Source organism: Roseovarius sp. MMSF_3281, assembly GCF_030733685.1.
In the GTDB taxonomy this organism is placed as follows: Bacteria; Pseudomonadota; Alphaproteobacteria; order Rhodobacterales; family Rhodobacteraceae; genus Roseovarius.
On sequence record NZ_JASHIM010000019.1, the window covers coordinates 50,025 to 70,998 of the forward strand.

At 59.5% G+C, this 20,974-nt stretch carries 18 protein-coding genes and 3 pseudogenes; 3 read left to right on the top strand and 18 right to left on the bottom strand.

All coding sequences use genetic code 11. The features are described 5' to 3' along the window. Complete coding sequence (locus tag RBB32_RS16405) at positions 1 to 720, bottom strand: amino acid ABC transporter permease (protein WP_306154295.1); 720 nt, start codon at positions 718 to 720, stop codon at positions 1 to 3. 57 nt (positions 721 to 777) lie between these two features. Beyond that, positions 778 to 1,653 carry an amino acid ABC transporter substrate-binding protein gene (locus RBB32_RS16410; protein WP_306154296.1) on the bottom strand — a complete coding sequence of 292 codons (876 nt, stop codon included), beginning with the start codon at positions 1,651 to 1,653 and terminating at the stop codon, positions 778 to 780. Between the two features lie 403 nt (positions 1,654 to 2,056). Between RBB32_RS16410 and RBB32_RS16415 the strand changes: the two genes are divergently transcribed. Continuing rightward, positions 2,057 to 2,929 (top strand): LysR family transcriptional regulator, encoded by an 873-nt coding sequence (locus RBB32_RS16415; protein WP_306154297.1) that lies wholly within the window; start codon positions 2,057 to 2,059, stop codon positions 2,927 to 2,929. A 111-nt stretch (positions 2,930 to 3,040) separates the two neighbouring features. Here RBB32_RS16415 and RBB32_RS16420 read toward each other — a convergent pair. From RBB32_RS16420 to RBB32_RS16460, 10 genes and pseudogenes are all read right to left on the bottom strand, one after another. Then, positions 3,041 to 3,278: pseudogene (locus tag RBB32_RS16420) on the bottom strand (IS3 family transposase); the annotation flags it as partial. Continuing rightward, positions 3,278 to 3,409: pseudogene (locus RBB32_RS21380) on the bottom strand (integrase core domain-containing protein); the annotation flags it as partial. The pseudogenes RBB32_RS21380 and RBB32_RS16420, both read right to left, overlap by 1 nt. A gap of 25 nt (positions 3,410 to 3,434) precedes the next feature. After that, positions 3,435 to 3,593: pseudogene (locus tag RBB32_RS16425) on the bottom strand (IS630 family transposase); the annotation flags it as partial. A gap of 158 nt (positions 3,594 to 3,751) precedes the next feature. Continuing rightward, on the bottom strand, positions 3,752 to 3,964 hold the full coding sequence (locus tag RBB32_RS16430; protein ID WP_306154298.1) for a helix-turn-helix domain-containing protein: 213 nt from the start codon (positions 3,962 to 3,964) through the stop codon (positions 3,752 to 3,754). Then, positions 3,936 to 4,895, bottom strand: a complete 960-nt coding sequence (locus RBB32_RS16435; RefSeq protein ID WP_306154299.1) for an ABC transporter ATP-binding protein — start codon at positions 4,893 to 4,895, stop codon at positions 3,936 to 3,938. Before RBB32_RS16435 ends, RBB32_RS16430 begins: the two co-directional genes overlap by 29 nt. Further along, the gene (locus RBB32_RS16440) at positions 4,892 to 5,839 is read right to left on the bottom strand and encodes an ABC transporter ATP-binding protein (RefSeq protein WP_306154300.1); all 948 of its coding nucleotides are present in this window, start codon (positions 5,837 to 5,839) and stop codon (positions 4,892 to 4,894) included. The genes RBB32_RS16435 and RBB32_RS16440 overlap by 4 nt, the downstream gene beginning before the upstream one ends. A gap of 80 nt (positions 5,840 to 5,919) precedes the next feature. Then, positions 5,920 to 6,798, bottom strand: coding sequence for an ABC transporter permease (locus RBB32_RS16445; protein ID WP_306154301.1), 879 nt, complete (start codon positions 6,796 to 6,798; stop codon positions 5,920 to 5,922). 1 nt (position 6,799) lies between these two features. Then, positions 6,800 to 7,738: an ABC transporter permease gene (locus tag RBB32_RS16450; protein WP_306154302.1), complete on the bottom strand. Its 939-nt coding sequence runs from the start codon at positions 7,736 to 7,738 to the stop codon at positions 6,800 to 6,802. A 20-nt stretch (positions 7,739 to 7,758) separates the two neighbouring features. Beyond that, a complete protein-coding gene (locus RBB32_RS16455; RefSeq protein ID WP_306154303.1) occupies positions 7,759 to 9,411 on the bottom strand; it encodes an ABC transporter substrate-binding protein in 1,653 nt (550 codons plus the stop codon). A gap of 85 nt (positions 9,412 to 9,496) precedes the next feature. Continuing rightward, positions 9,497 to 11,503 carry a CocE/NonD family hydrolase gene (locus tag RBB32_RS16460; protein WP_306154304.1) on the bottom strand — a complete coding sequence of 669 codons (2,007 nt, stop codon included), beginning with the start codon at positions 11,501 to 11,503 and terminating at the stop codon, positions 9,497 to 9,499. A gap of 113 nt (positions 11,504 to 11,616) precedes the next feature. Between RBB32_RS16460 and RBB32_RS16465 the strand changes: the two genes are divergently transcribed. Next, complete coding sequence (locus RBB32_RS16465; protein ID WP_306154305.1) at positions 11,617 to 12,423, top strand: helix-turn-helix transcriptional regulator; 807 nt, start codon at positions 11,617 to 11,619, stop codon at positions 12,421 to 12,423. A gap of 109 nt (positions 12,424 to 12,532) precedes the next feature. Here the strand turns inward: RBB32_RS16465 and RBB32_RS16470 are convergent, their stop codons facing one another. Then, positions 12,533 to 12,673, bottom strand: coding sequence for a hypothetical protein (locus tag RBB32_RS16470; RefSeq protein ID WP_306154306.1), 141 nt, complete (start codon positions 12,671 to 12,673; stop codon positions 12,533 to 12,535). Between the two features lie 607 nt (positions 12,674 to 13,280). Here RBB32_RS16470 and RBB32_RS16475 point away from each other — a divergent pair. Next, entirely contained in the window at positions 13,281 to 13,934 is a 654-nt protein-coding gene (locus RBB32_RS16475; RefSeq protein ID WP_306154307.1) for a GntR family transcriptional regulator, read from the top strand. Positions 13,935 to 13,956: 22 nt separating this feature from the next. Here RBB32_RS16475 and RBB32_RS16480 read toward each other — a convergent pair whose 3' ends face one another. The 5 genes from RBB32_RS16480 to RBB32_RS16500 all read right to left on the bottom strand — a co-directional run bounded on the left by RBB32_RS16480 (position 13,957) and on the right by RBB32_RS16500 (position 20,876). Beyond that, positions 13,957 to 15,525 (bottom strand): peptidase M14, encoded by a 1,569-nt coding sequence (locus RBB32_RS16480; protein ID WP_306154308.1) that lies wholly within the window; start codon positions 15,523 to 15,525, stop codon positions 13,957 to 13,959. 113 nt (positions 15,526 to 15,638) lie between these two features. Further along, complete coding sequence (locus RBB32_RS16485) at positions 15,639 to 16,478, bottom strand: ABC transporter permease (RefSeq protein ID WP_306154309.1); 840 nt, start codon at positions 16,476 to 16,478, stop codon at positions 15,639 to 15,641. Positions 16,479 to 16,482: 4 nt separating this feature from the next. Then, positions 16,483 to 17,406 carry an ABC transporter permease gene (locus RBB32_RS16490; protein WP_306154310.1) on the bottom strand — a complete coding sequence of 308 codons (924 nt, stop codon included), beginning with the start codon at positions 17,404 to 17,406 and terminating at the stop codon, positions 16,483 to 16,485. A gap of 68 nt (positions 17,407 to 17,474) precedes the next feature. Then, on the bottom strand, positions 17,475 to 18,998 hold the full coding sequence (locus RBB32_RS16495) for an ABC transporter substrate-binding protein (protein ID WP_306154311.1): 1,524 nt from the start codon (positions 18,996 to 18,998) through the stop codon (positions 17,475 to 17,477). A 48-nt stretch (positions 18,999 to 19,046) separates the two neighbouring features. Beyond that, the gene (locus RBB32_RS16500; protein WP_306154312.1) at positions 19,047 to 20,876 is read right to left on the bottom strand and encodes an ABC transporter ATP-binding protein; all 1,830 of its coding nucleotides are present in this window, start codon (positions 20,874 to 20,876) and stop codon (positions 19,047 to 19,049) included. Positions 20,877 to 20,974: the final 98 nt, after the last annotated feature.

Below are 20,974 nucleotides of genomic sequence, written 5' to 3' on the forward strand. Positions count from 1 at the left end.
TCAGCTCTCCTTGCCTGAGTAACCGGGAATACGCGTCTGGCGTTCAAGCAGGCTCATGATGACCGTCGCACAAAGTGCAATAAGTACATAGATCACTGTCGCTGCGGTGTAGGCTTCAAAACTTTGGAACGTATATTCAGCGATCTGCTGGCTCTGCGCTGTTAGCTCCAAAAGTCCAATTGTCAGAGCCAAAGAGGAATTCTTGAAAACAGTCAGGAATTCCGAGGTCATCGGTGGCACGATCAGGCGAAAGGAAATAGGAAGTAGGATATAGCGGTAAACCTGAGCGATGCTCATACCTTGAGAAATGGCGGCAGAACGCAGCCCTTGCGGCACTGTCTCAATACCGGCCCGAACCTGCTCGGCCACACGGCTTGCCGTGTAAAGACCCAAGGCCACAACTGCCGTGACGAATTCCGGTTGAGGCATCTCGCGTTTCATCCAACGGCCCGCGTCCTCTGGAACCATCTCTGGAACGGCAAAATACCAGATGAACATCTGCACGAGCAGTGGGATATTGCGGAACAGTTCGACGTAGGCGGTGCAAATTTTACTTAAGAACTTGTTAGGAAGCGTGCGGCCCACTCCGATAAGCGAGCCCACCACAAGAGCGATCACCCACGCGCATAATGCGACCGAAATGGTCCATCCCAGTCCAGAGATCAACCAGCCGAAATATTCCGGCTCAAAGAGGACGCTCCAGTTCCAGTTATAGTTCATTTTGAGATGCTCTCTTGGGAAATGCGACCCGCCCTCACACGGGCGGGCCGAAGGAACTTATTCGGGCAGAGCGCCAAGCTGGAACGCCGCTTTAAGAAGCGGATCAGCGGGAACACCAAGCGGGTCAAACCATTTGGCATAGATTTCGTCGATTTCGCCGGAACGGAAAACATTGGCCAAAGCTGTTTTGCCGACCAGCTCGAAAGCACTGTCGTTGCGTGGCACCATCAGCGCGTAGGGGTCAAACGACAAGAACTCTCCGACGACAGCGAAATCCTCTGGTGTTTTCGATTTCGCAATCAAGCCGTGAAGCAAGATGTGGTCAGTTGAGTAAGCATCGACCCGATCAGTTTCGAGCGACAGCATCCCTTCTGCATGATCTCGCACAGGCAGGATTTTCACATCCAGGTCCAAATCCTCGACCGCCGCCTTGATGGCGCGTTCATTTGTTGTGCCCTGCGCGAGCGCAATCGCCTTACCGTCCAGGTCAGACACTGAAGAGATGCCAGAATCTTTGCGAGTCAGGATTTTCGTGCCCGTCACGAAGGTGGTGGGCAAATACTCTACCTGTTGCTGCCTGGTGAGGTTGTTCGTCGTAGAGCCGCATTCCAAATCGATGGTGCCATTGGCCATGAGCGCAATACGTGTCTTCGGATTGACCGGGACGTAACGGATGTCGATTTCTTTGCCGATTGTTTTCTCGACCTCTTCCACGACCTTCATGCACAGGTCGATGGAGTATCCCACGGGCTCCTGATTATCGTTCAGATAGGCAAACGGAACTGAGCTTTCGCGATGGCCGATAACGATTTCACCGGCTTCAGAAATTTTCGCAAGCGTTCCGGTAAGCTCCTGCGCATGCAGCGCCGCTGGTGACAGGCCTATGGCAAGAACCGCCGAGGCCAAAATACGTTTGGTTGATTTTAGTAGCATGGATTTTTACTCCCTGTTGTGTTGGATGATTATTATGATTGCTATCCGAAGATTGTCTAACGCCGCGTGAGACACGTAACGCTTAGGCAAAGGCAGAATAGCGCCGAAAGGTAGACTTTTGCCTGGATGAGCGGCTCAGTGATTCACTCGCGCTTGGCATGGGATATCCCTTCCAAGCTCAACCTGCTGACCGTAGCAAAAAGACGCTGAACGCTCATGCGGCCGGGGCCAAGCGGATGATACGCTCCATTCAACCATTTTGATGTTTCGGACCACACGGCTGGCCTCATTCGTCTCGTCCTCGCTCAAAGTTCTGTTCAGATTAACTGCAGAAACATCTCCTTGAACAATGTTAAATTTTTAGTCTACTCATACTATTTGTATGGCTAGCCCGGGATGATCCATGGATCTAAACCTTATTGACGATGTGATCGTCCTCCTTGAAGAGGGCAACTTAAGTCGCGCAGCTCGTCGCAGAAACATCACGCAGCCAGCATTCTCTCGCCGAATTCAAAGTTTCGAAGCATGGCTCGGGCGCACGATAATCACGCGCACTCCCAACAGGATCGAAATAGAACCAGCTCTTCTTGCCAATAAAGAAGAGATGCAGGCACTTGCCTTTCACATCCAGGCGCTACGGCGTCAAATTTCCGAATACGACCCGAGCCGCACCACCGTCACCGTAGCCGCGCAACATTCCCTTATCGCCTCGACTCTTGCCGATTTCGTGACCACTGCGCAGGAACATTTCCCACTATCATCGTTTCGTGTTCAAGCGGCAAACCAGAACGATTGCATTTCGCTTTTTCTTACTGGTGAGGCATCGCTGTTGATCTGCTACGAAAAAGAGAGCGGCTTTGATATGCCCTTCGACTCGAGTGTCATTCGCGCGGTGTGGGGGCAGGACCAACTTGTGCCCGTCGTCGGTGGCCCTTTGCGCTTCTCACTGCGCTTTGGCAACAAGGCCCCAGTGGACACACCTGTCATACAGTATCCGCCCCAGAGTTTTTTCGGCGAACTCCTGTCAGAAAGAAACGCGAAACCAGTATCCAAGAAGCATAGCATTGTGGAGAGCGCCTTTTCGGTTGGGATCAAGGAGCTTGCACTTGCTGGCGTGGGAACGGCCTGGCTTCCAATGAGCATGATTCACACAGAGGTCCAAAACGGAAGTTTGATCATCTGCGACAACGAGGCTGAGACGGTCCCACTGCTGATTACGCTTTATGCTCGTCCCTCGGATGAACCAGCAGCCCGCCTTTGCAGGCTGGTCGATTGAGTCATCGCCCTCACGGCGCCACTGCGGCGCAACGCGTAATGCGGAAACCTCAACCAGAACAGGGTATTCCTCGGCACACGCTTAATGGGCCTTTCGCGTTTTCGTGCTGCCTCAAGTGCTGGTTTTGGCCACTATCCGTTCGAATGCGATCAGGCATTTCCAACCCAACGCTGAGTGCCTGCGGCGTGGATTGTGGAAGCCGTTGATGTACTGGAAGGTTGTCAAGCTCAGCATCTCGGCACATGAGCCCCGACCTACACCATACCAACTCTGCCTTGATCGTTTTGAAGAATGTCTCGATGGCGAAGTTATCGTAGCAGTTGCCTTTTCCGCTCATAGATACCTGGAATGCTCGAGCAGCACACGGTTCTTCATGGTCTTATGCCACCTTTCGATCTTTCCTTGGGTCTGCGGATGGTGTGGTGCCCCACGAACGTGATCCATACCCTTGGCATCGAGATAGTCGGCCAGATCGGACGCGGCCTAAAGCATGCGACCATTCACCTGAGAGATATCCGGCAGCCTTGAAGTAGTTCCAGCATTCTTCCGTTGAGAAGAGGTCACAGATTTCGGTGAAGGTTCGTGCGCCGATCCTGCGCAGGTGTGCTTTGAGTTTGGAGAACGCCATCCCGATGGGGTTCAGGTCGGGGCTGTAAGGCGGCAGATTAGAGGGGTCAGAAAAGGCCCCAGTGGGGCGTTTTCCCCCGATTAAAGCGTTTCGCGAAAAACCTGAATCACAGATTTTCGCGAAACGCAGTGCTCCGCTCAATCGTTGCACGCGTTCCGCCTTTCGCCGATGTCTCAGGTTAAAGGCGGAACGCTTTAATGGAACCGGCCAATTGCATCCGGGTGCGCTTGAACGCCGGTCGCGTCTGCCAGCGCACCGGCCAGTTCAGGCATGGTCATATCGCCGTCCTGTTCAATCAGCTCAATCAGAAATGAGCGATGCGGATCAAGCTTGCCTTTGCCGCCAAAGCACAAGTTTGCAACAGGGCCCTTCCCGCCCTCACAGCGGAAACAGGCACCTATGGCCACGACCGTCTTCTTCGACCCAGCTTGGATCGCGCGTCGCGCAGGCCTCGCGTGCCCAAGGGCAGCGCGGATGGAAGTCGCAGCCCGAGGGCCGGTTCACCGGGCTCGGCACCTCGCCCGAAAGCGCGATCCGCTCATCCCGCGCCTCCGGATCGGACCCGGGGTTCGCCGCCAGCAGCGCCTTGGTATAGGGGTGCTTCGGATGAGCGAAGACCTGCTCTGTAGGCCCCTGCTCGACGAAGCGCCCCAGATACATGATCGCCATCTGGTCGGTGACGTGGCGCACAAGGTTGAGGTTGTGGGTGATGATCAGGATCGCCACGCCGCTGCGCGCCTGCACCTCGGTCAGCAAGTTAAGCACCTCGCCCTGCACTGACATGTCGAGCCCGGCGGTGGGCTCGTCGGCGATCAACAGCTTGGGATCGAGCGCCAGCGCCCGTGCCACACCGACGCGCCGTGCCTGCCCGCCTGAAAGCTGGTGCGGGTAACGTGTGGCGAACTCCGCCGGTAGCCCCACCAGCCCCAGCAGTCGCTCGGCCTCGGTCTGGCCCGCCCGTAGCCCGTTGATCCGCAGCGGCTCGGTAACCAGCGATTTCACCGTCAGCCGCGGCGACAGCGAGCCAACTGGGTCCTGCCACATCATCGACATCTTGCGCCGCAGCCGGGCCCAGTCGCGTCCCGAGGCCCCCGAGATATCGACCCCGTCGAAGCGTATCGAGCAGCCGGAGGATGTCTTCAGGCCGATCAGAGCCCGGGCGATGGTCGACTTACCCGAGCCGCTCTCGCCCACGAGTCCCAGCGTCTGGCCCGGCTCGAGCGTGAACGAGACTCCGCAGACCGCCTCGAAATCATGGCTCTCGCGGCGCAACGCTGCCTTCAGCCGGCCCTGTCGAGCATAGCGGATGCGCAGGTCGGTGACTTCCAGAAGGCTCATGCCGCGTTCTCCGCTGGATCGTTGAGATGACACCGTGCAACCTGCCCCTGCTCCGCAGCGTAAAGCGGCGGATGCTCGGCGTTGCAGCGCGAGAAGGCCTTAGTACAGCGCGCCCGGAAGGCGCATCCTTCGGGCGGGCGGCGCAGATCGGGTAGCGTGCCGGGGATGGTCGGCAATTGCCGGGTGGCCTGCCGAATACGCGCCGGATCACAGTCGAACAGGGCCTGCGTGTAGGGGTGGCGCGGCGCGTGGAACACCTCGCGCACGGCGCCGCGCTCGACGACCTCACCGGCGTACATCACCGCAACCTCGTCGCAAAGTTCTGACACCGTGCCGAGATGGTGCGAGACGAACAGCACCGAGCAGCCGAACTTCTCCTGCAACTCGCGCAGCAAGATGACGATCTGCATCTCCAGCGTAGCGTCGAGCGCGGTGGTCGGCTCGTCGGCGATTAGCAGGTCCGGCCGGGTCAGCAGCGCCATGGCGATGCACACCCGCTGCCGCATCCCCCCCGACAGCTGGTGCGGGTAAACATCGAGCTTGGCCGCTGCGTCGGGCAGTTGCACCTGCTCGAGAAACTCGATGGCCCGGGAGCGCTTTTCAGCACGCCTGACAGGCTCACGATACTGGATGTCAATCATCTGCTTGCCGATGGTCGTCACCGGGTTGAGCGAGGTCATCGGATCCTGAAAGATCATCGAGATGCGCGTGCCGCGCAGTTTGCGCCAAGCTTTCGGTTTGAAGTGCGCTAGGTCGTGCCCGCCCATGCGAATGGAACCACCGGTAACCTTTGCGTTCTCCGCCAGCAGTCCGATCATCGAGTAGGCCAGCGTGGACTTGCCACAGCCACTCTCGCCAACAAGGCCGAGCACCTTGCCCTTCGGCACCTCAAGAGAGATGTTGCGTAGGGCGTGGATGGTGCCGCGCGGGGTGTCGAAATCCACCGAGAGCTCCTCGATCGAGACCAAAGGACAGGCATTCGCGGGGGTTTCTCCGGCTTGGTGTGTCGCAGTAGAGGGTGCCATTAGCCGGCCTTTCTCAGCTTGGGATCGAAGATGTCGCGCAGCGCCTCGCCCATGAAGGTGAAGCCCAGAGTGATCAGGATGATCGGGATTGAGCCGCCGATAACCGGCCAGGGCGAGTTGCGAATGAAGTTGTAGCCGTCGTTGAGGATAACGCCCCAGGATGGGGTCGGCGGCCGCACCCCCATGCCGAGGAAGCTGAGGCCCGCCTCGGTAGCGATGACCAGCGGCACGTCCATCGAGGCAAGGATCAGAAGCGGGCCCAGCACGTTCGGCAGCATATGCACGAACAGCAGCCGCGGCAGGCCAACGCCCATGGCGCGCTCGGCGAGGATGAACTCGGCGTTCTTCAGTGCCAGCGTCTGGGTCCGTACGATTCGCGCGTAAATCGGAACTGAGGTGATCGCCACCACCAGCATCACAGTGAACAAGCTCGGGCCGATGATGGTCACCACGGCCAGGCCGAAGACGATGGTCGGGAACGAACGCAGAGCGTCGAAGATAAGCAGCAACAAATTGTCGAGCCAGCGCGGGCCCAGCCCGGAGATCAGCCCCAGCAGCAACCCGGCGCTCAGCGCCGCGGTCAGCGAGGCGGCGGCGACCAGCATAGCAATGCGTCCGCCGGCGATAACCCGGCTGAAGATGTCGCGACCGATGTTGTCGGTACCCAGCCAATGCTCGGCCGAAGGCGGCGCCATGCGCGGGCCGGTCATGATGGCAGTGGGATCATAGGGTACAATCCACGGCGCAAAGATCGCCGAGCCTACAATCAGCGCCACCAGCACAAAGCCGATCACCCCGGTGCGGTTACCCGACAGTACGTGCAGGCTGCGCGCCAGCAGGCCGGGTTCGGGCAGTAGGCTCTGGGTTGCGTCGGTCATCTTACAGCTCCTCTCGCTGGCGTGGGTCAAGCCAGGCGATCACCAGATCCGAGATCAGCGTGGCCAGCACGATGATGCCGGTGGTCACCAGCACCGCGCCCAGCACGATGGGATAGTTGCGCTCGTTCACCGCCTGCACGATCAGTGCGCCGATGCCGGGGCGGGCAAAGATCACCTCGACGAAAACCGCCGCCGAGAAGAGATGCGCCACACCGGTGCCGATCAGCGTCACCGCAGGCTGCACCGCGATTTTGAGGATGTGCGAACGGGTAATCCAGGCGTCGGGCAGGCCATAGGCGCGGGCCATGCGCACATGCGGCTGGCCCATCACCTCGAGCATCGAGGCGCGCACGACCCGCGCCACGTAGCCGACCCACGACACGCCGATGGCAAAAGACGGCAGGATCAGATGCGTGACCCCGTCCCAGAACCCCTCACCGGCGCCGATGGCGGGCAGCCAGCGCAGCCAGACCGCGAAGACCAACACCGAGTAGAGCGCCATGACGAAGGCCGGAATCGAGATTGTGCCCACCGAGATCACCCCGGTCAGCGTGTCCAGCCAAGTGTTGCGCCGCAGCGCCGAGTAACAGCCGAGCGCAATGCCCAGTACGGCGGCCCAAAGGATCGAGACGGTGATCAGGATCAGCGTGTAGGGCAGCTGCTCGAAGACGATCTGCGACACCGCGCGTCCAGTGAACACGTCCTGCCCCAGATCGCCGCGCAGGATGTTGCCGAAAAAGGTGACGATCTGCAGCAGAAGCGGCTGGTCGAGTCCCATGGCGACGCGGGTCTGCTCGATCAGCTCAGGCGTGGCGCGCGGCCCCAGGATCATCACCGCCGGATCGCCCGGCACCACGTGCAGCATCAGGGTCAGCATGGAGACCGCGACCATGACGATCACGACCGAAAGGACGAGCCTTTGAGTTGCGTAGAATATCACGGGTCGCGGTCTCCCTTCACTTACATGTCGCCGTCGAAGCCCAAGAACAGCGGGCGACCGTCCGGGCGCAGTGCGGGGTCCAGACCTTCGCGATACATCACTGGACTGCCTTCATGGGTGATGAACTTGTAGGCGCCGCTGTTTTCCATGAGCTGCTGCATGGTCCGGTACATCTCGGCACGTTTCTCGCCGTCGGTCTCACTGAGCGCCTGCTGGTGCAATTGGTCGAACTCTTCGTTCGAGAAGCGTTCCCAGTTCCACACGCCAACCTGATCGGTGACGAACCAGCTGGTAGCGTAATAGGGGTCGGGCAGCATCGAAAACCGGTTGAGCACAAGCTGCATGTCCTTCCAGCGCTCGCCTTCGCTCTCCATGCCCAGCGTCCAGAACGAGCCGGAGTCCTGTACGTTGATCTGTGTCTGGATGCCGATCTGAGCCAGCTGCGCCTGGACCACCTCGGCCATGGTTTTCCAGACTGTGGCGTTCAGCGCGTCGATGGTTAGCGGTTCGGAGGGCGGTCCGCCAGCAGCCTCAAGGAACTCACGCGCCTTGTCGAGATCACCTGCGACCGGCACCGAGGGGGTTTCGCGGTGGCCTGGCAGGCCCGGTGCGATCATCCCGGTGGCCGGGGCGGCCTCGCCGAAATACGCGGCGTCGATGATCTGCTCGGCATTGATCGCATACTGGATCGCCTTGCGCAGGTTCTTGTCGCCGAGCGCCGGGTTGTCGAGGTTCATGCCCAGCCAAACATAATAGAGCGAGGGATATTCCTCGATCACCGTATCGGCGGGCGGATTGCCGCGGTACTGCGCCAGCGACGACAGGGTGATCTCGGTGTAATCGAGATCGCCGGCCTCATAGGCGCGCTCGGCGGTCTTGGTGTCGTCCATCGGCAGGATACGGATCTCATCAAAGCCCGGCGCCTCGCCGGTCCACTCGGGGTTGCGCACAAGGTGCACATACTGGTTCGGCTTCCACTCCTTCAGGATGTAGGGGCCCGAAAAGGCCGGCGGCTCCATGCCGAAATTACCGCCGCTCTCGGTCGCCTCCATCACTGCTTTCTTCGAGACGATGTGCCCAGTGCCATAGGGCAGCGTGATGCTCCACAGCGGCTGGAATGGCTCCTTCAGGACGATGGTTCCCTCGTAGGTGCCGGTCACCTCAACATGGTCCAGCGGCCCCCAGTCGCTCTTGACCGGGCTATCGTGCTCGAGCACCCGCTCGAAGGAGAACTTCACGTCTTCGGCGGTCATCTCGCCATAGCCGCCGGTGAACATGATCCCCGGTTTCAGCTTGAAGCGAATGTGGGTGTCGTCGATCTGCTCGATTTCTTCGGCGGCCTCCAGTTCCCAGTCGAATTCACGCCCCGGTACGTAGCGCACCAGCTTGGAATAGATACAGTTCATCACGTCGACGTTGTAGCCGTTCTGGTAGAACCCCGGGTCGAGCGCGTCGATGTCGGCATAGGAACTGACGCGCAGCACCTTGCCGGACTGCGCCCAGATGCGCGAGCCAAGCGGCATGGTGGCCGCGGCGATCCCGGTGGCAGTGGCACCGCGAAGGAAGGCACGACGGTCGATACCCGGGTTTGCGGTATTGGTCTGATCGGTCATTATGATACTCCCTATGATCTGGCCGTTTCGGCCTTCGTTGGTGGTGTCGGGTGGGGACATTACCCAGGCAAGGGGCCCACCCAATTACCGGGATCTCCGGCGCAGTATTTCATGTCCCGGCGCGAGGCGCAGCGCCGGCTGCCGGTCACGCGAAGTCACGCGGAATTTCGCATAGCCACTCCTGCTCGTGGGCGACCGCCTCGCCTTCCTTCGCGACGAGCTTCGCCTTGATGACGAAATGCGTGGCGGTGGCGGTCATCTCGGTCTCGGTGCGGCTCGACATCCGCCAGTCGCCGCGCAACATATCTAGATCCCAGACAACATGCCCCTTGAACGAGCGCCAGTCGGTACCGCTGAAGGAATAGGTCTCGACGCCGCAGGCCCCGATGGTTAGCCCGTTGTCGGCGATGCGGATGCGGCCGTCGTCGTCGGTGATCCGCACCACGGTCTCGCCGGTGGCCAGATCCTCACTGACCACCCAGTCGGAACGACTGGGCGCCAGCACGTCCTTTTCCATCGGCGCTGCGCCCTTCGGCGTGCCGAGATCGCGCGGCTTCGGGTCGTCGGTGGCGGCGCGCAGCGGCAGGACCAGTCGGCTCGCTGCGGCCTTGACGCGCAGCGTCACCGGCTCGGGTGACGGCCAGGCGATCGGGAAGTAGCTGGTGGAGATCGCCAACCGTAGGCGGTGACCGGCGCGGAAAGTCTGCGCCACGTGCTTGAACGGCACAGTCGCGGTGTAGACCTCGCCGGGCACCAGCGCCTCGGGTGTCTCGTGACTGTCGCGGTGCGTCAGGTTCAGCAGCCCATAGCTGACCCGCGTTGCCGCGCCACCGGGCGCCACGTCGACAAGGCGCGCCGCCACTTGTGCCACCGGCTGATCGACGCTGAACGTCAGCACCAAGTTGGTGTCACCGGCGATCTCCAGCGCGGACTCCAGCGGCGCGGTCTCGAACACCAGGCTGCCGGCGTCGTCGCGGCGCTGGTCGACCGGCTGGTCGCCGGGCTTGGCGTAAGAGCACCACTTGCCCCCCGCGATGCCGGTGCCGAGCGGCGAGCGGATTTCGCAGGTGCCGACCGGCGCGTCGTCCTGCCCCAGCGAGCCGTCCGCGCCAAGCGCGAATCCTGTGCGCGCCACGTTCGGCGAGGGCCAGCTCGGCTCCTCGATCCAGCGGCCGTCGCGATGGGCATAGAAACTGGCGGGATCGGCGTGGTCTTGCATGTAGAGGCGCAGCTGCGGCTCGTCCATGATGCCGGTCTCGATGCCCTTGAGCCACTGGTCCCACCAGCGCAGCTCCTCGCCGTTCCAGTCGATCGCCGGCCCCGGCACACCGATGTGCGGGTACTTGTGTGACCAAGGGCCGACGAGGCCCTTTCTCGGGCCTTGCAGCGACTCCATCAGACGGAACACTGTGCGGCAGTAGCCGTCGGCCCAACCCGACACGGCATAGACCGGCACCTTGATGCGGCCGATGTCCTCGCAGACCGACCCGTGCTTCCAGAAATTATCGCGGCGCTGGTGCTCGGCCCAGGTTTTCAGCCACAGGCCCGAGCCGGTGAGCCGCTGCATCCACATCTCGCGCCACTTCTCGCCCACGAGCTCAGGATCCGGTGGCAGCGTATTGATGGCGAACATGTGCGAGGCCCATGAAATCTGGTCCACCACCATGGTGCCGCCCATGTAGTGCACGTCGTCGGCATAGCGATCGTCGGTCGAGGCAATCGACACCACGGCTTTCAGGGCGGGCGGCTGCAGTGCGGCGACCTGCAAGCCGTTGAAGCCACCCCAAGAAATGCCGACCATGCCGACGCCGCCGTCGCACCAGTCCTGCGCCGCGATCCAGGCAATCACGTCGCAGCCGTCTTGTAGCTCCTGCGCGGTGTACTCGTCGACCATCAGCCCTTCAGACTCGCCGGTGCCGCGCAGGTCGACGCGCACGTAGGCGTAACCGCGGGCCGCGATATAGGGCGCGCGCACTGCGTCGCGGGCCAGCGTGCCATCGCCCTTGCGGTATGGCAGGTATTCGAAGACCGCCGGCACCGGCGCACCGTCCGCCGGGCGCCAGATGCGCGCCGCGAGGATGCAGCCGTCCGGAAGCGAGATTTCGACGTGGCGTTCCTCGATGACCTCGTGAAGCGGGCTGTGCTGGTCCATGTGGCGGCGTCCTTTCGTATCCGTGCCACAGATCGTGACATACGCAGGACAGCGTCACAATTTCGCGTGATGGCGCAGATTGACTTTCTTAGTGCATCAGGTAGCTTCAGGTCATGTCTACTGACCCGGTTTCCGCCAACCTCAGCTTCGCCTGCACGCTGTTCCCGTCCATCGCGCATGTTTGCCGGCGCATTGGGATCAATCGTCAGCAGTTCAACAAGTACCTCTCGGGTGCCGTCCGCCCATCGCGCCACAACATGCGCAAGATCTGCGATTTCTTCGGGGTGACCGAAGCCGAGCTGCTAATGGAACCGGCGCGGTTCACCAATCTGATTTCGCTGCGCCGCCGTCCGGGTGGTGAGGTGGAGGCAACGCCGCTGGGCCCGACGCTGAAACGGCTCAATCAGTTCTCCGAACCACTCGACCGCTACTGCGGCGGCTACTTCCGCTACTTCCATTCCTACAGCAATCCCGGGCTCATCATGCGCTCCTACGCGCAGATCACTCGCAAGGACGGCTTTTACCTGTGGAAAAACATCGAGCGCGAGGCCTCGGTGCAGGGCGGTGCGCATGGCGTCTTCAAGTACGAAGGCGTGGTGTTCTTTCTCGGAGAGCGGATCAACGTAGTGGAAAACGAGGCGGTGCTGTCCTCCTCGATCACTCAGATGATCCTGTATCCCTCCTACAATGCGGGGATCGACTACCTGCTGGGCATCCAGACCGGCGGACCGCTGAAGCGCGGACGCAAACCTGCCGCCTCGCGGGTAGTGCTCGACTACTTGGGGCAAAACGTCGATACCCATCGGGCTATGGCGCAATGCGGTCTGTTCCCACCGGAAGCGCTTGATCCCCGGATCGTGCAACTCGTGCGCAACGACATGGCACCCGGCGCTTGGACCTTTGAGGTCGAACAGCTTTGACATGGCAAACGGCACTGCTTTTGCCGGGTATAGATGCGGGGGTCCGTTGCACTAGCGGAGTCGTCACGTTACCCGAAAGGGGGTGGCGTTAGCGCCATTGATATTGGCCTCAGGCGACGCTAGCGGTGGCTTTCCACGCACGGCGAGCTTCCATCAGGTGGTAGCGAATGATCAGGGCCGCGTGACTGATCTTCTCCGCATGTCGCAGTATCTGCAACTTGCGCTGAACCTCGCGTTGACCCTTGGTCATTAACACCTCCTGCTTCCCAAACTTGGGAGGTTAAAGAAGATGTCTCGCGAATAACGGCATATCTACAAATTGGAACAACTACGGGCTACCCGTGGGAACACATCCCCCGGCGGAACCACAAGCACGACAGGCGCTGAAGCGGATCAGCCAGCGAGTCGCAGAACGCACTGGCGATATCTTTGACCCCCGCCAAGTTCGGAAACAGGACCGGCGCGATGTCCATGTTCAAAGACCGTCTGGTCGCCTGAAGTGAAACGATAAAGCCCACCTATTCGGGCCTCAAACATATTTGCAACAGAGCCCCGAGAACAGCCATTTGCCAGTCCGAAAGCGAGAGCGCGTGATGCAGGGCCATCGCTGGCGCACCGCCCTAGCCATTCGCTACCACTGGATGGAAACACTTCGCGCGAGGAAAGCAGCCGCCAGTATTGCCTGAAGCCAGCATCAAAAGCACTGGCCGCACCACCTTCGGTTAACGTGACAACTCGCCATTTTCTTCGTTTGCGGCCATGATGGCGTGACTATTGTGTTGAACAGTATATACTAATTGTCTTACGAAAATGGCGACGGTCTTCGTCTTGAATGCAGAAGAGGAGTGCGATTTTCTATGTCCGAGAGTTTCGTGGCACTTGCCGATCAGGTAGCTGATCGAATTCGCAACCTTTTGATATTCGGCGAATTGAAACCTGGCGAACGCCTGTCCGAAGTATCGCTCGCGCAGGCAATGGGTGTCTCGCGGAACACACTTCGCGAAGCGTTCAGATCGCTTACCAAGGACGGGCTTCTGGTCCACAAGACCAATCGCGGTGTATTCGTCGCGACCCCGTCGATGGGCGCGATCATCGACATCTACCATATTCGTCGCATCATCGAATGCCAGGCGCTGCGATTGGCACACGGCCACCATCCCGCCGTGATGCGCATGGCCGATGCGGTCGCGTCGGCGCACGAAGCACATGGACGCGAAGCCTGGAGAGCCGTGGGAAGCTCTAACATGGATTTTCACGCGGCCATCGTCGACCTTGCCGACAGCCCGAAACTCACCGCATTCTACGGAAACCTTGCCGCGGAACTACGACTTGCCTTCGAGTTGCTCAATGCACCTCGTTGGCTTCACGAGCCCTATATCGCGATGAATGGTGAATTGCTGGCCAAGGTCCAGGCCGGAGAGGTCGAAGCGGCAGCGGCTCAGCTTGAACGCTACCTGTCGCAATCCGAACGCGCAGTTCTGGCTGCGTTTTCTGGCAGGGATGCCGGATGAGGCGACAGATCCGAACATCGCCTCATGCCAAGGCAATGCGCTGCCAGGCAGCATGGGCAGCTAGTACGGTTTGCATCTGCGCCTCATGGCCTGCGATGAACGCGTCGCCGTAGATGGTCTCGTCGGGATACTCGGTGATCAGGGTCAGGGGGACCCGGTGGCGATCATCTTGGTGGACATAGCACGGAAAGCCATTGATCATCTCGAAGCCTGTTTCTCCGGCGTGTATCTCGTAGAGTGCGATCTGGCGCGCGTTCATCTCTGACAGTCCCGGCACGGATGTCAGATCTGCCGTGACGGCTTCTATCAGTTCGCGAGCGGTTTTTTCCCATTCGGGCAGGTGTCGTAACACGAGGAAAAAGCCTTTCGGAAGCGTCCACATGGCGAAGTTTCGCGGGATATAACCCGACAGCGGCCGTGTCCATTCATGAGCCGGGTAGCCATGAAGGTTCACATGAAGTTGCGCGCCCGAGATTTCCTCGGCCTGGAGCCGAATTTTCTTTTCAAACAGGGTGGCTTCTGTTTGGCGGTATTCTAGGTCGTCACCCAGCGCGGAATACCGCGCCGCATGCAGCATATGGCGTGGGGTCTGCGCAGACAGCCTTCCTTGAAGCGCATAGCCATCGGGGTTTTCCAGCGGCGAAATCGTGAACGTGGCATCACTGGCCTTCAGTGCATGCGCGGCACGTAACGCCCCAATGATCGGTGTGGTTTCATTGGCGTGTTGACCTGCCGAGATCATGATCGGTCGACCGTGCCCGGTCAGATGTCGAGCCTGCACCAGACGACCGGCGCGACTGTGGCAGTCTAGTTCGTTACCGCCCAGAGCGTCGAGTTCTGCGCGGATTTGGGTTACCGACAGGGGCTCCGACGCGTCATGAAGCGACTGGGGCTGACCCGCGCGATCATCATTGGTTAGCGGCTTGAGGCTGATACGGATCTCGGGCTCGTCCCCTTGAACGACTTCGGGAACGATCTGACCCGGTTGAAGATGGCGATCACCAAGGGGGCGGCCGGAATAGTGCTGGAAGAATTCGAGGCAGGAGAAATACAAATCCTCATGCATGGCCTCGACCAGGCTGATCACTTCATCGGCATAGCCAAGGTCATGATCGCGTGCCGGGACAGAGACCGAGAAATTCAGTTCTTCGAAATATGGCTCGTCGGTCCCCCAGTCATGGGACGCGATCGCCGTCATTGCCCCGGTGAACAACCGTTCATAGTCAGTTTCCAGTCGGCGAGCGCCAGCCCGATCCACGATCCAGCCCGTGGGCGACAGCGCCGTTTCTCCGACGTGGTCGGAATGAACACGGTTCGGCGCAAGGACGGAGTACTGCTCTTCACCGTCGGGATAGATCAGGGTGACCTCGTATTCGGTCCCCTCATGGCCTTTCACGAAATGCAGCCTTGCCTGCGGAAAAAGTGCGGCCAGCGGATAGGATTCCAGCAAGAAGCGGTTTTCGACGGCGTTCGGGTGCCACGGCCATTGGATCGTCGCCTCGGTGAAGCCGGGTCGAACATCTTCGAGAAAGAAATGCACCAATGGTTTGTAGGCGCTTCTGATACGTGCAGTAATACCCTTTTCGGCCAACCGCGCTTGCGCATTGGCACGCGCTGCGCGGTCGTCGAACGTCCACGCCTCGAACGAGGCGGTGACCTCATCGACCAGTTGATCAAGTGTCCGTTTCGGCTGTGCGTGATAGATCATCTTTCGGTTCTTCCCGTTGGATCAAGGGTATCGCGCAGCCAGTCGCCGAGCAGGTTCAGGCCAAGCACGGTCAGCAAGATCGCCACCCCGGGGAAAACACTGACCCACCACGCGGTCTGCAGATAGGTCCGCCCATCGGCGAGCATACCACCCCAGCTTGGGATTGTCGGATCGACACCCAGGCCAAGGAATGTGAGACTGCTTTCGAGCAGTATGTTGTTCGCGACGTTCAGGGTCATCAGCACGACCACCGGCCCCATGAGATTGGGCAGAAGGTGGCTGCGGATTATGTTGATGTTCTTCACCCCCGTCGCCTGTGCAGCCAGCACGAACTCCCGTTCGCGCAACGCAAGCACCTGTGCCCGGACGAGACGGGCATACTGGACCCATTGCGAGACGATCAGCAGGATGATCGTATTTGTCAGGCTTCCGCCAACAATCGCAATGACCGTGATGGCCAGCAGGATGAAGGGCAGCGCAAGCTGGATATCCGCGAAACGCATCAAAAGGATGTCCCAGAACCCGCGGTAATAGCCTGAGATCAGCCCCATCGTCACACCAACCAGAACGGAACCGATCACCGAGATAAAGCCAACCTCAAGTGATATCCAACCGCCCGCGAAGACCCGCGCCATAACATCCCGGCCCAGAGGGTCGGTGCCGAAAGGATGGGCCGGGTCGACGAATGGTGGCAGCAGGCGCGCTGTCAGGTTGATCTGATCAGGACCGGGCGCGAGCCAACCGGAAAAGACCACGCAGATGATGACGCCCACCGTCAGCCCGAGCCCGAGGATCAATTCCAATGAGAAGTAGCGCGAGTTTAGAAGGTTATTCATGGGCTTACTCTGTCCGGATACGCGGATCGACAAGGCCGTAAGCGATATCAACCAGCAGATTCACGAGAACGATCATGGTGGAGAGGATCATGATGACGGATTGTAGAACGGGGTAATCACGCCCCGCGACCGCGTCGAAGGCCAGGCTACCCATCCCGGGCCAGTTGAAGACGCGCTCGACCACGACGATGCCGCCCAAAAGTCCGCCGAATTGCAGCCCCATAAAGGTGATCAGGGGAATAGCGCAGTTGCGCAGGGCGTGCTTGTAAAGAACGGTCCGCTCGGACAACCCCTTCGCGCGTGCCACCATGATATATTGCGATTGCATTACCTCAAGCATCGAGGTGCGGACCAGGCGGACATTGGTCGCGGTCAGGATGACACCCATGGTCACGGCAGGCATAATGAAGCTGGCGATGCCTGTCATGCCGCTGGGCGGTAGCCATTGCAGGGTGATCGAGAACAGCAGAACCAGCATGGTTGCAAGCCAGAAGTTCGGGAAGGACAGCCCGACCAGTGACACGATGCGGATAAGCTGGTCTTCCCATTTGCCACGGCGGATCGCGGCGCGAATGCCCAGCGGAATGGATATCGCGATTGAAACGGCCAGAGAACAGAAGGCCAAAAGCAGCGTCGCGGGGAGCGCGCCTGCGATCAGGGTGCGTACCGGCGTGCCGCCAAGGAAACTGCGCCCGAAATCCCAGGTGAACAGACCGGCGAGCGTCGAGAAATACTGGCTGACGAAAGGTTCGTTCAACCCCAATCCCTCGCGAATGCGTTCCAGATCTGCTTCGGTGATGTCGGTCGCGCCTTGGGCAATCATCATCGCCGGATCGCCGGTCATGCGAACAGCCACCGACACGATGAGGGTCACAATCATGACAACGAACACCGCCTGTGCCAATCGCTTGATCAGGAATGTTGCCATTGTATCACTTTCTTCTGGTCTGATCGGATCGGAAGCGGCGCATCTTCGCCGCTTCCGAGAAGTGGATATTAGTCCACCGACACTTCGTTGAGTTTCAGCCGGTTATCGGGGGCCGGTACGAAGCCATTCACGCGTGTGTTGATCGCGTAGATCGCGTTCATGTTGTAGAGCGGCATTTCCAGCGCGCGGTCGGCGGCGTAGGTCGCGATTTCCTGCAGAAGGCGTTCGCGTTCCGCCTGATCGGTCAGTGGGCGCTGTTCTTCCAGCATCGCATCCAGCTTTTCGTCGCTGTCGTACGGGTTCCATTTCTGGCCGGTGTGGTACATCGCATATGCGGTGTTGTCGAAATCGAACGTCCAGCCACCCCAGCTTTGCTGAAACATTTCGCCGGTTTTACCCTGTGGAATGATGTCGTTGAGCAAGACATTCGTTTCATAGGGTTTGATCGTGGCGTTGACGCCAACCATGCCAAGATAAGCCGCAACCGCTTGGGCCACTTCGTTGAAGGTTGCGTCGTTGCCGCGTGTGTTGATTTCTACCGATGCGCCGGCCGAAACCCCTGCTTGTTCAAGCAAGGCTTTCGCGCCTTCGGGATCATAGGGCAGCGGTTCCATTTCGGGGTCGAAGCCGAAGGATCTCTCACCCTGGAAGGAGGCGATGACCGACGCCTGACCACCCAAGATCGAATCGACGATGGTTTCGCGATCGACCGCCATGATCAGTGCTTTGCGGACGTCTTCATTTGCGGTGATGCCGTCTGACGTGTTGAACCGCAGCGCCGTGACAGTGGGTCCGGCCGTCGTGACAAGCTCGAGATTGTCATCGGCTTCAATAGTGGGGATCATTCCCACCGGAATGGTCGGGGGGATGACCAGATCGACGCCGCCCGATTGCAACTCGGCAACAGCCGTCGCCGGTTCAGTGATAAAACGATATTCCAGTTCGGACAGCTTCGGCGCGCCGCCCCAGTAATCGGGGTTTGCTTCCAGCTCGGCACCTACCTTGGGCTCATACGACACCATCTTGAACGGACCAGTGCCGACAGGTTGCGTGTTGAAAACGTCGTCACCGTTTTCGGTGATGTACTTCGGCGGTACGATCATCGCGCCGTAGCCTGCCAGCTTGGTCAGCAGGACTGCATCTGGCTGCGACAGGTGGAAATCGACCGTGTACTCGTCAATCACTTCAACAGTTTCGATTGCGGCGTAGTTCGCACGCTGCGGCCCTTTCGCGCCTTCCTCGCCCAGCAGACGGTCGAAGGTGAACTTTACGGCATCCGCGTTGAAGGGTTCGCCATTGTGGAACGTCACACCCTCGCGCAGGGTAAAGCGGATACGCGTCCCGTCTTCCTGAACATCCCAAGATGTGGCCAAACCGGGGACAAGTTCCATGTCGGGGCCGCGATAGGTCAGACCTTCGAAGACATTGGTCGCCAGCGATGCCCAGTTGATGAGAAATGTATCAATCGGATCCCAGCTACCGGGATCTTGCGGGGAGGAAACCACCAGCTTGCCGTCGGCCAGTGCCGGTGTGATCGTCCCGCCGGTCAAGGCGGCCATGGCAATGGCCATTGCTGTCAGTGTCTTTTTCATTGGCTGTTGTCCTTTTGGTTGTTGTGCAAAGAATGCGTGATCGGGCGCTCAATGCGCGGCGACAAAATGGCCTTTTGATATCTCGGTGTATGTGGCCGTGGCTGGCGCATCGCCAACCCTGCGGGTGGTGGATGGAACTTCACCGTCTAGCTTGACGCGTTCACGTTTCGCAGTGGGAGCCGGATTGGGAACCGCAGATAGCAGGCGCTTCGTGTAGGGATGGGCCGTCTGTTCGAAAATCTGCATGCGGCTGCCGAGTTCGACGATCTGACCAAGATATAGAACGGCGACCCGGTGGCTCATCTTTTCGACGACGGCCATGTCATGGCTTACAAAAAGATAGGCTAGGCCTTCGTCTTTCTGAAGGTCCATGAACAGGTTGATGATCTGAGCTTGGATAGAGACATCCAGTGCTGAAAGGGCCTCGTCTGCGATGATCAACCTCGGCTTACTGGCCAGCGCACGCGCGATACAAATTCTCTGACGTTGTCCTCCGGAAAACTGGTGCGGGTAACGGTCTGCGACGTCGGCGGGCAATCCCACACGTTCCAGAAGTTCCCCTATCCGGAGCTTGGTGTCGCGGTCATTGTCCAGAATGCCATGCGTCCGGATCGGTTCGGCGATTGACCAACCAATGGTCTTGCGTGGATCGAGCGAGGCAAAGGGATCCTGAAAGATGTACTGGATCTCTCGGCGGAGTCGTTGTCGTTCAGCCAGCCCCATGGCGGACATGTCGCGACCATCGAATGTGATCTCGCCGGTTGTCGGATCGTTAAGCTGCATGATCGTACGTGCAATCGTCGATTTCCCTGAGCCACTTTCGCCGACCAGTGACACAGTTTCCCCCGGCTGGATCGTAAACCGCGCATTGGTAACCGCAGGACAGTAATGCGTAACCTTGCCATACCAGGTTTTCTTAATGTCGAAGTTCACAGACAGATCTTGAACCGACAGCAGCGGCGTTTCGTCATTGCGTGCCGTGTCCTGTGCGCGGCTTTCACCGACCAGCTGTGGCTCTCCATCGACAAGAACGGTAAGCGGTTCCTTGCGCGGGAAAGCCTCCCCGGTCATCGCACCGAGCTTGGGCACTGCAGACAGAAGGCTTCGTGTATACGGGTGCTGGGGGTCAGCGAAGATGCGCTCTACAGGCCCTTCTTCGACCTTTTGGCCTTTCCACATCACGACGACATCATCCGCGATTTCCGCGACAACGCCCATGTCATGGGTAATGAAGATGATGGACATCCCCAATTCGTTCTGGAGATCCCGTAGAATGTCCAGGATCTGCGCCTGGATGGTAACGTCCAGCGCAGTCGTGGGTTCATCGGCAATCAACAGTTTTGGCTTACAGGCGACTGCCATCGCGATCATAACGCGTTGACGCATGCCACCCGAAAGCTGATGGGGATATCGCCCGATGATTGACCGAGCATCCGGCAGGCGTACGAGATCCAGCAAACGGGCGGCTTCTGCCAGCGCGTCTTGTCGTGACATTTGTTCATGAAGGGTCAGGATTTCCGCGATCTGGTCCCCGATGGTGTAAACCGGATTCAAAGAGGTCATCGGCTCCTGAAAGATCATCGCGATATCTTTGCCACGTATCTTGCGTGCGGCATTCTGATCAATCTTCAACAGATCGGTCGTGCCAGCATCCGTTGTCAGGATAATCCTTCCCGAGTCGAATCGCGCACCGTTCAGATCGGCCAATCGCATGATCGATAGCGATGTGACGCTTTTGCCCGATCCGCTTTCGCCAACGACGGCGACCGTGCGTCCATTCGATACCGAGAAGTCCAAATTCTCAATTACGGGCTTGGAGCCGAATGAGACGGAAAGCCCATCGACGCTGAGTAGCGGTGCGGAAAGCGTGTCCTTCATCTTGGCCCCTTTTTCGGGTGAGCGAAGTCACCATGGTGATCAGGATCGCCGCCGGGATGGCAGCGCGAATGTCTAACTGAGACTATATGCCATTTGAA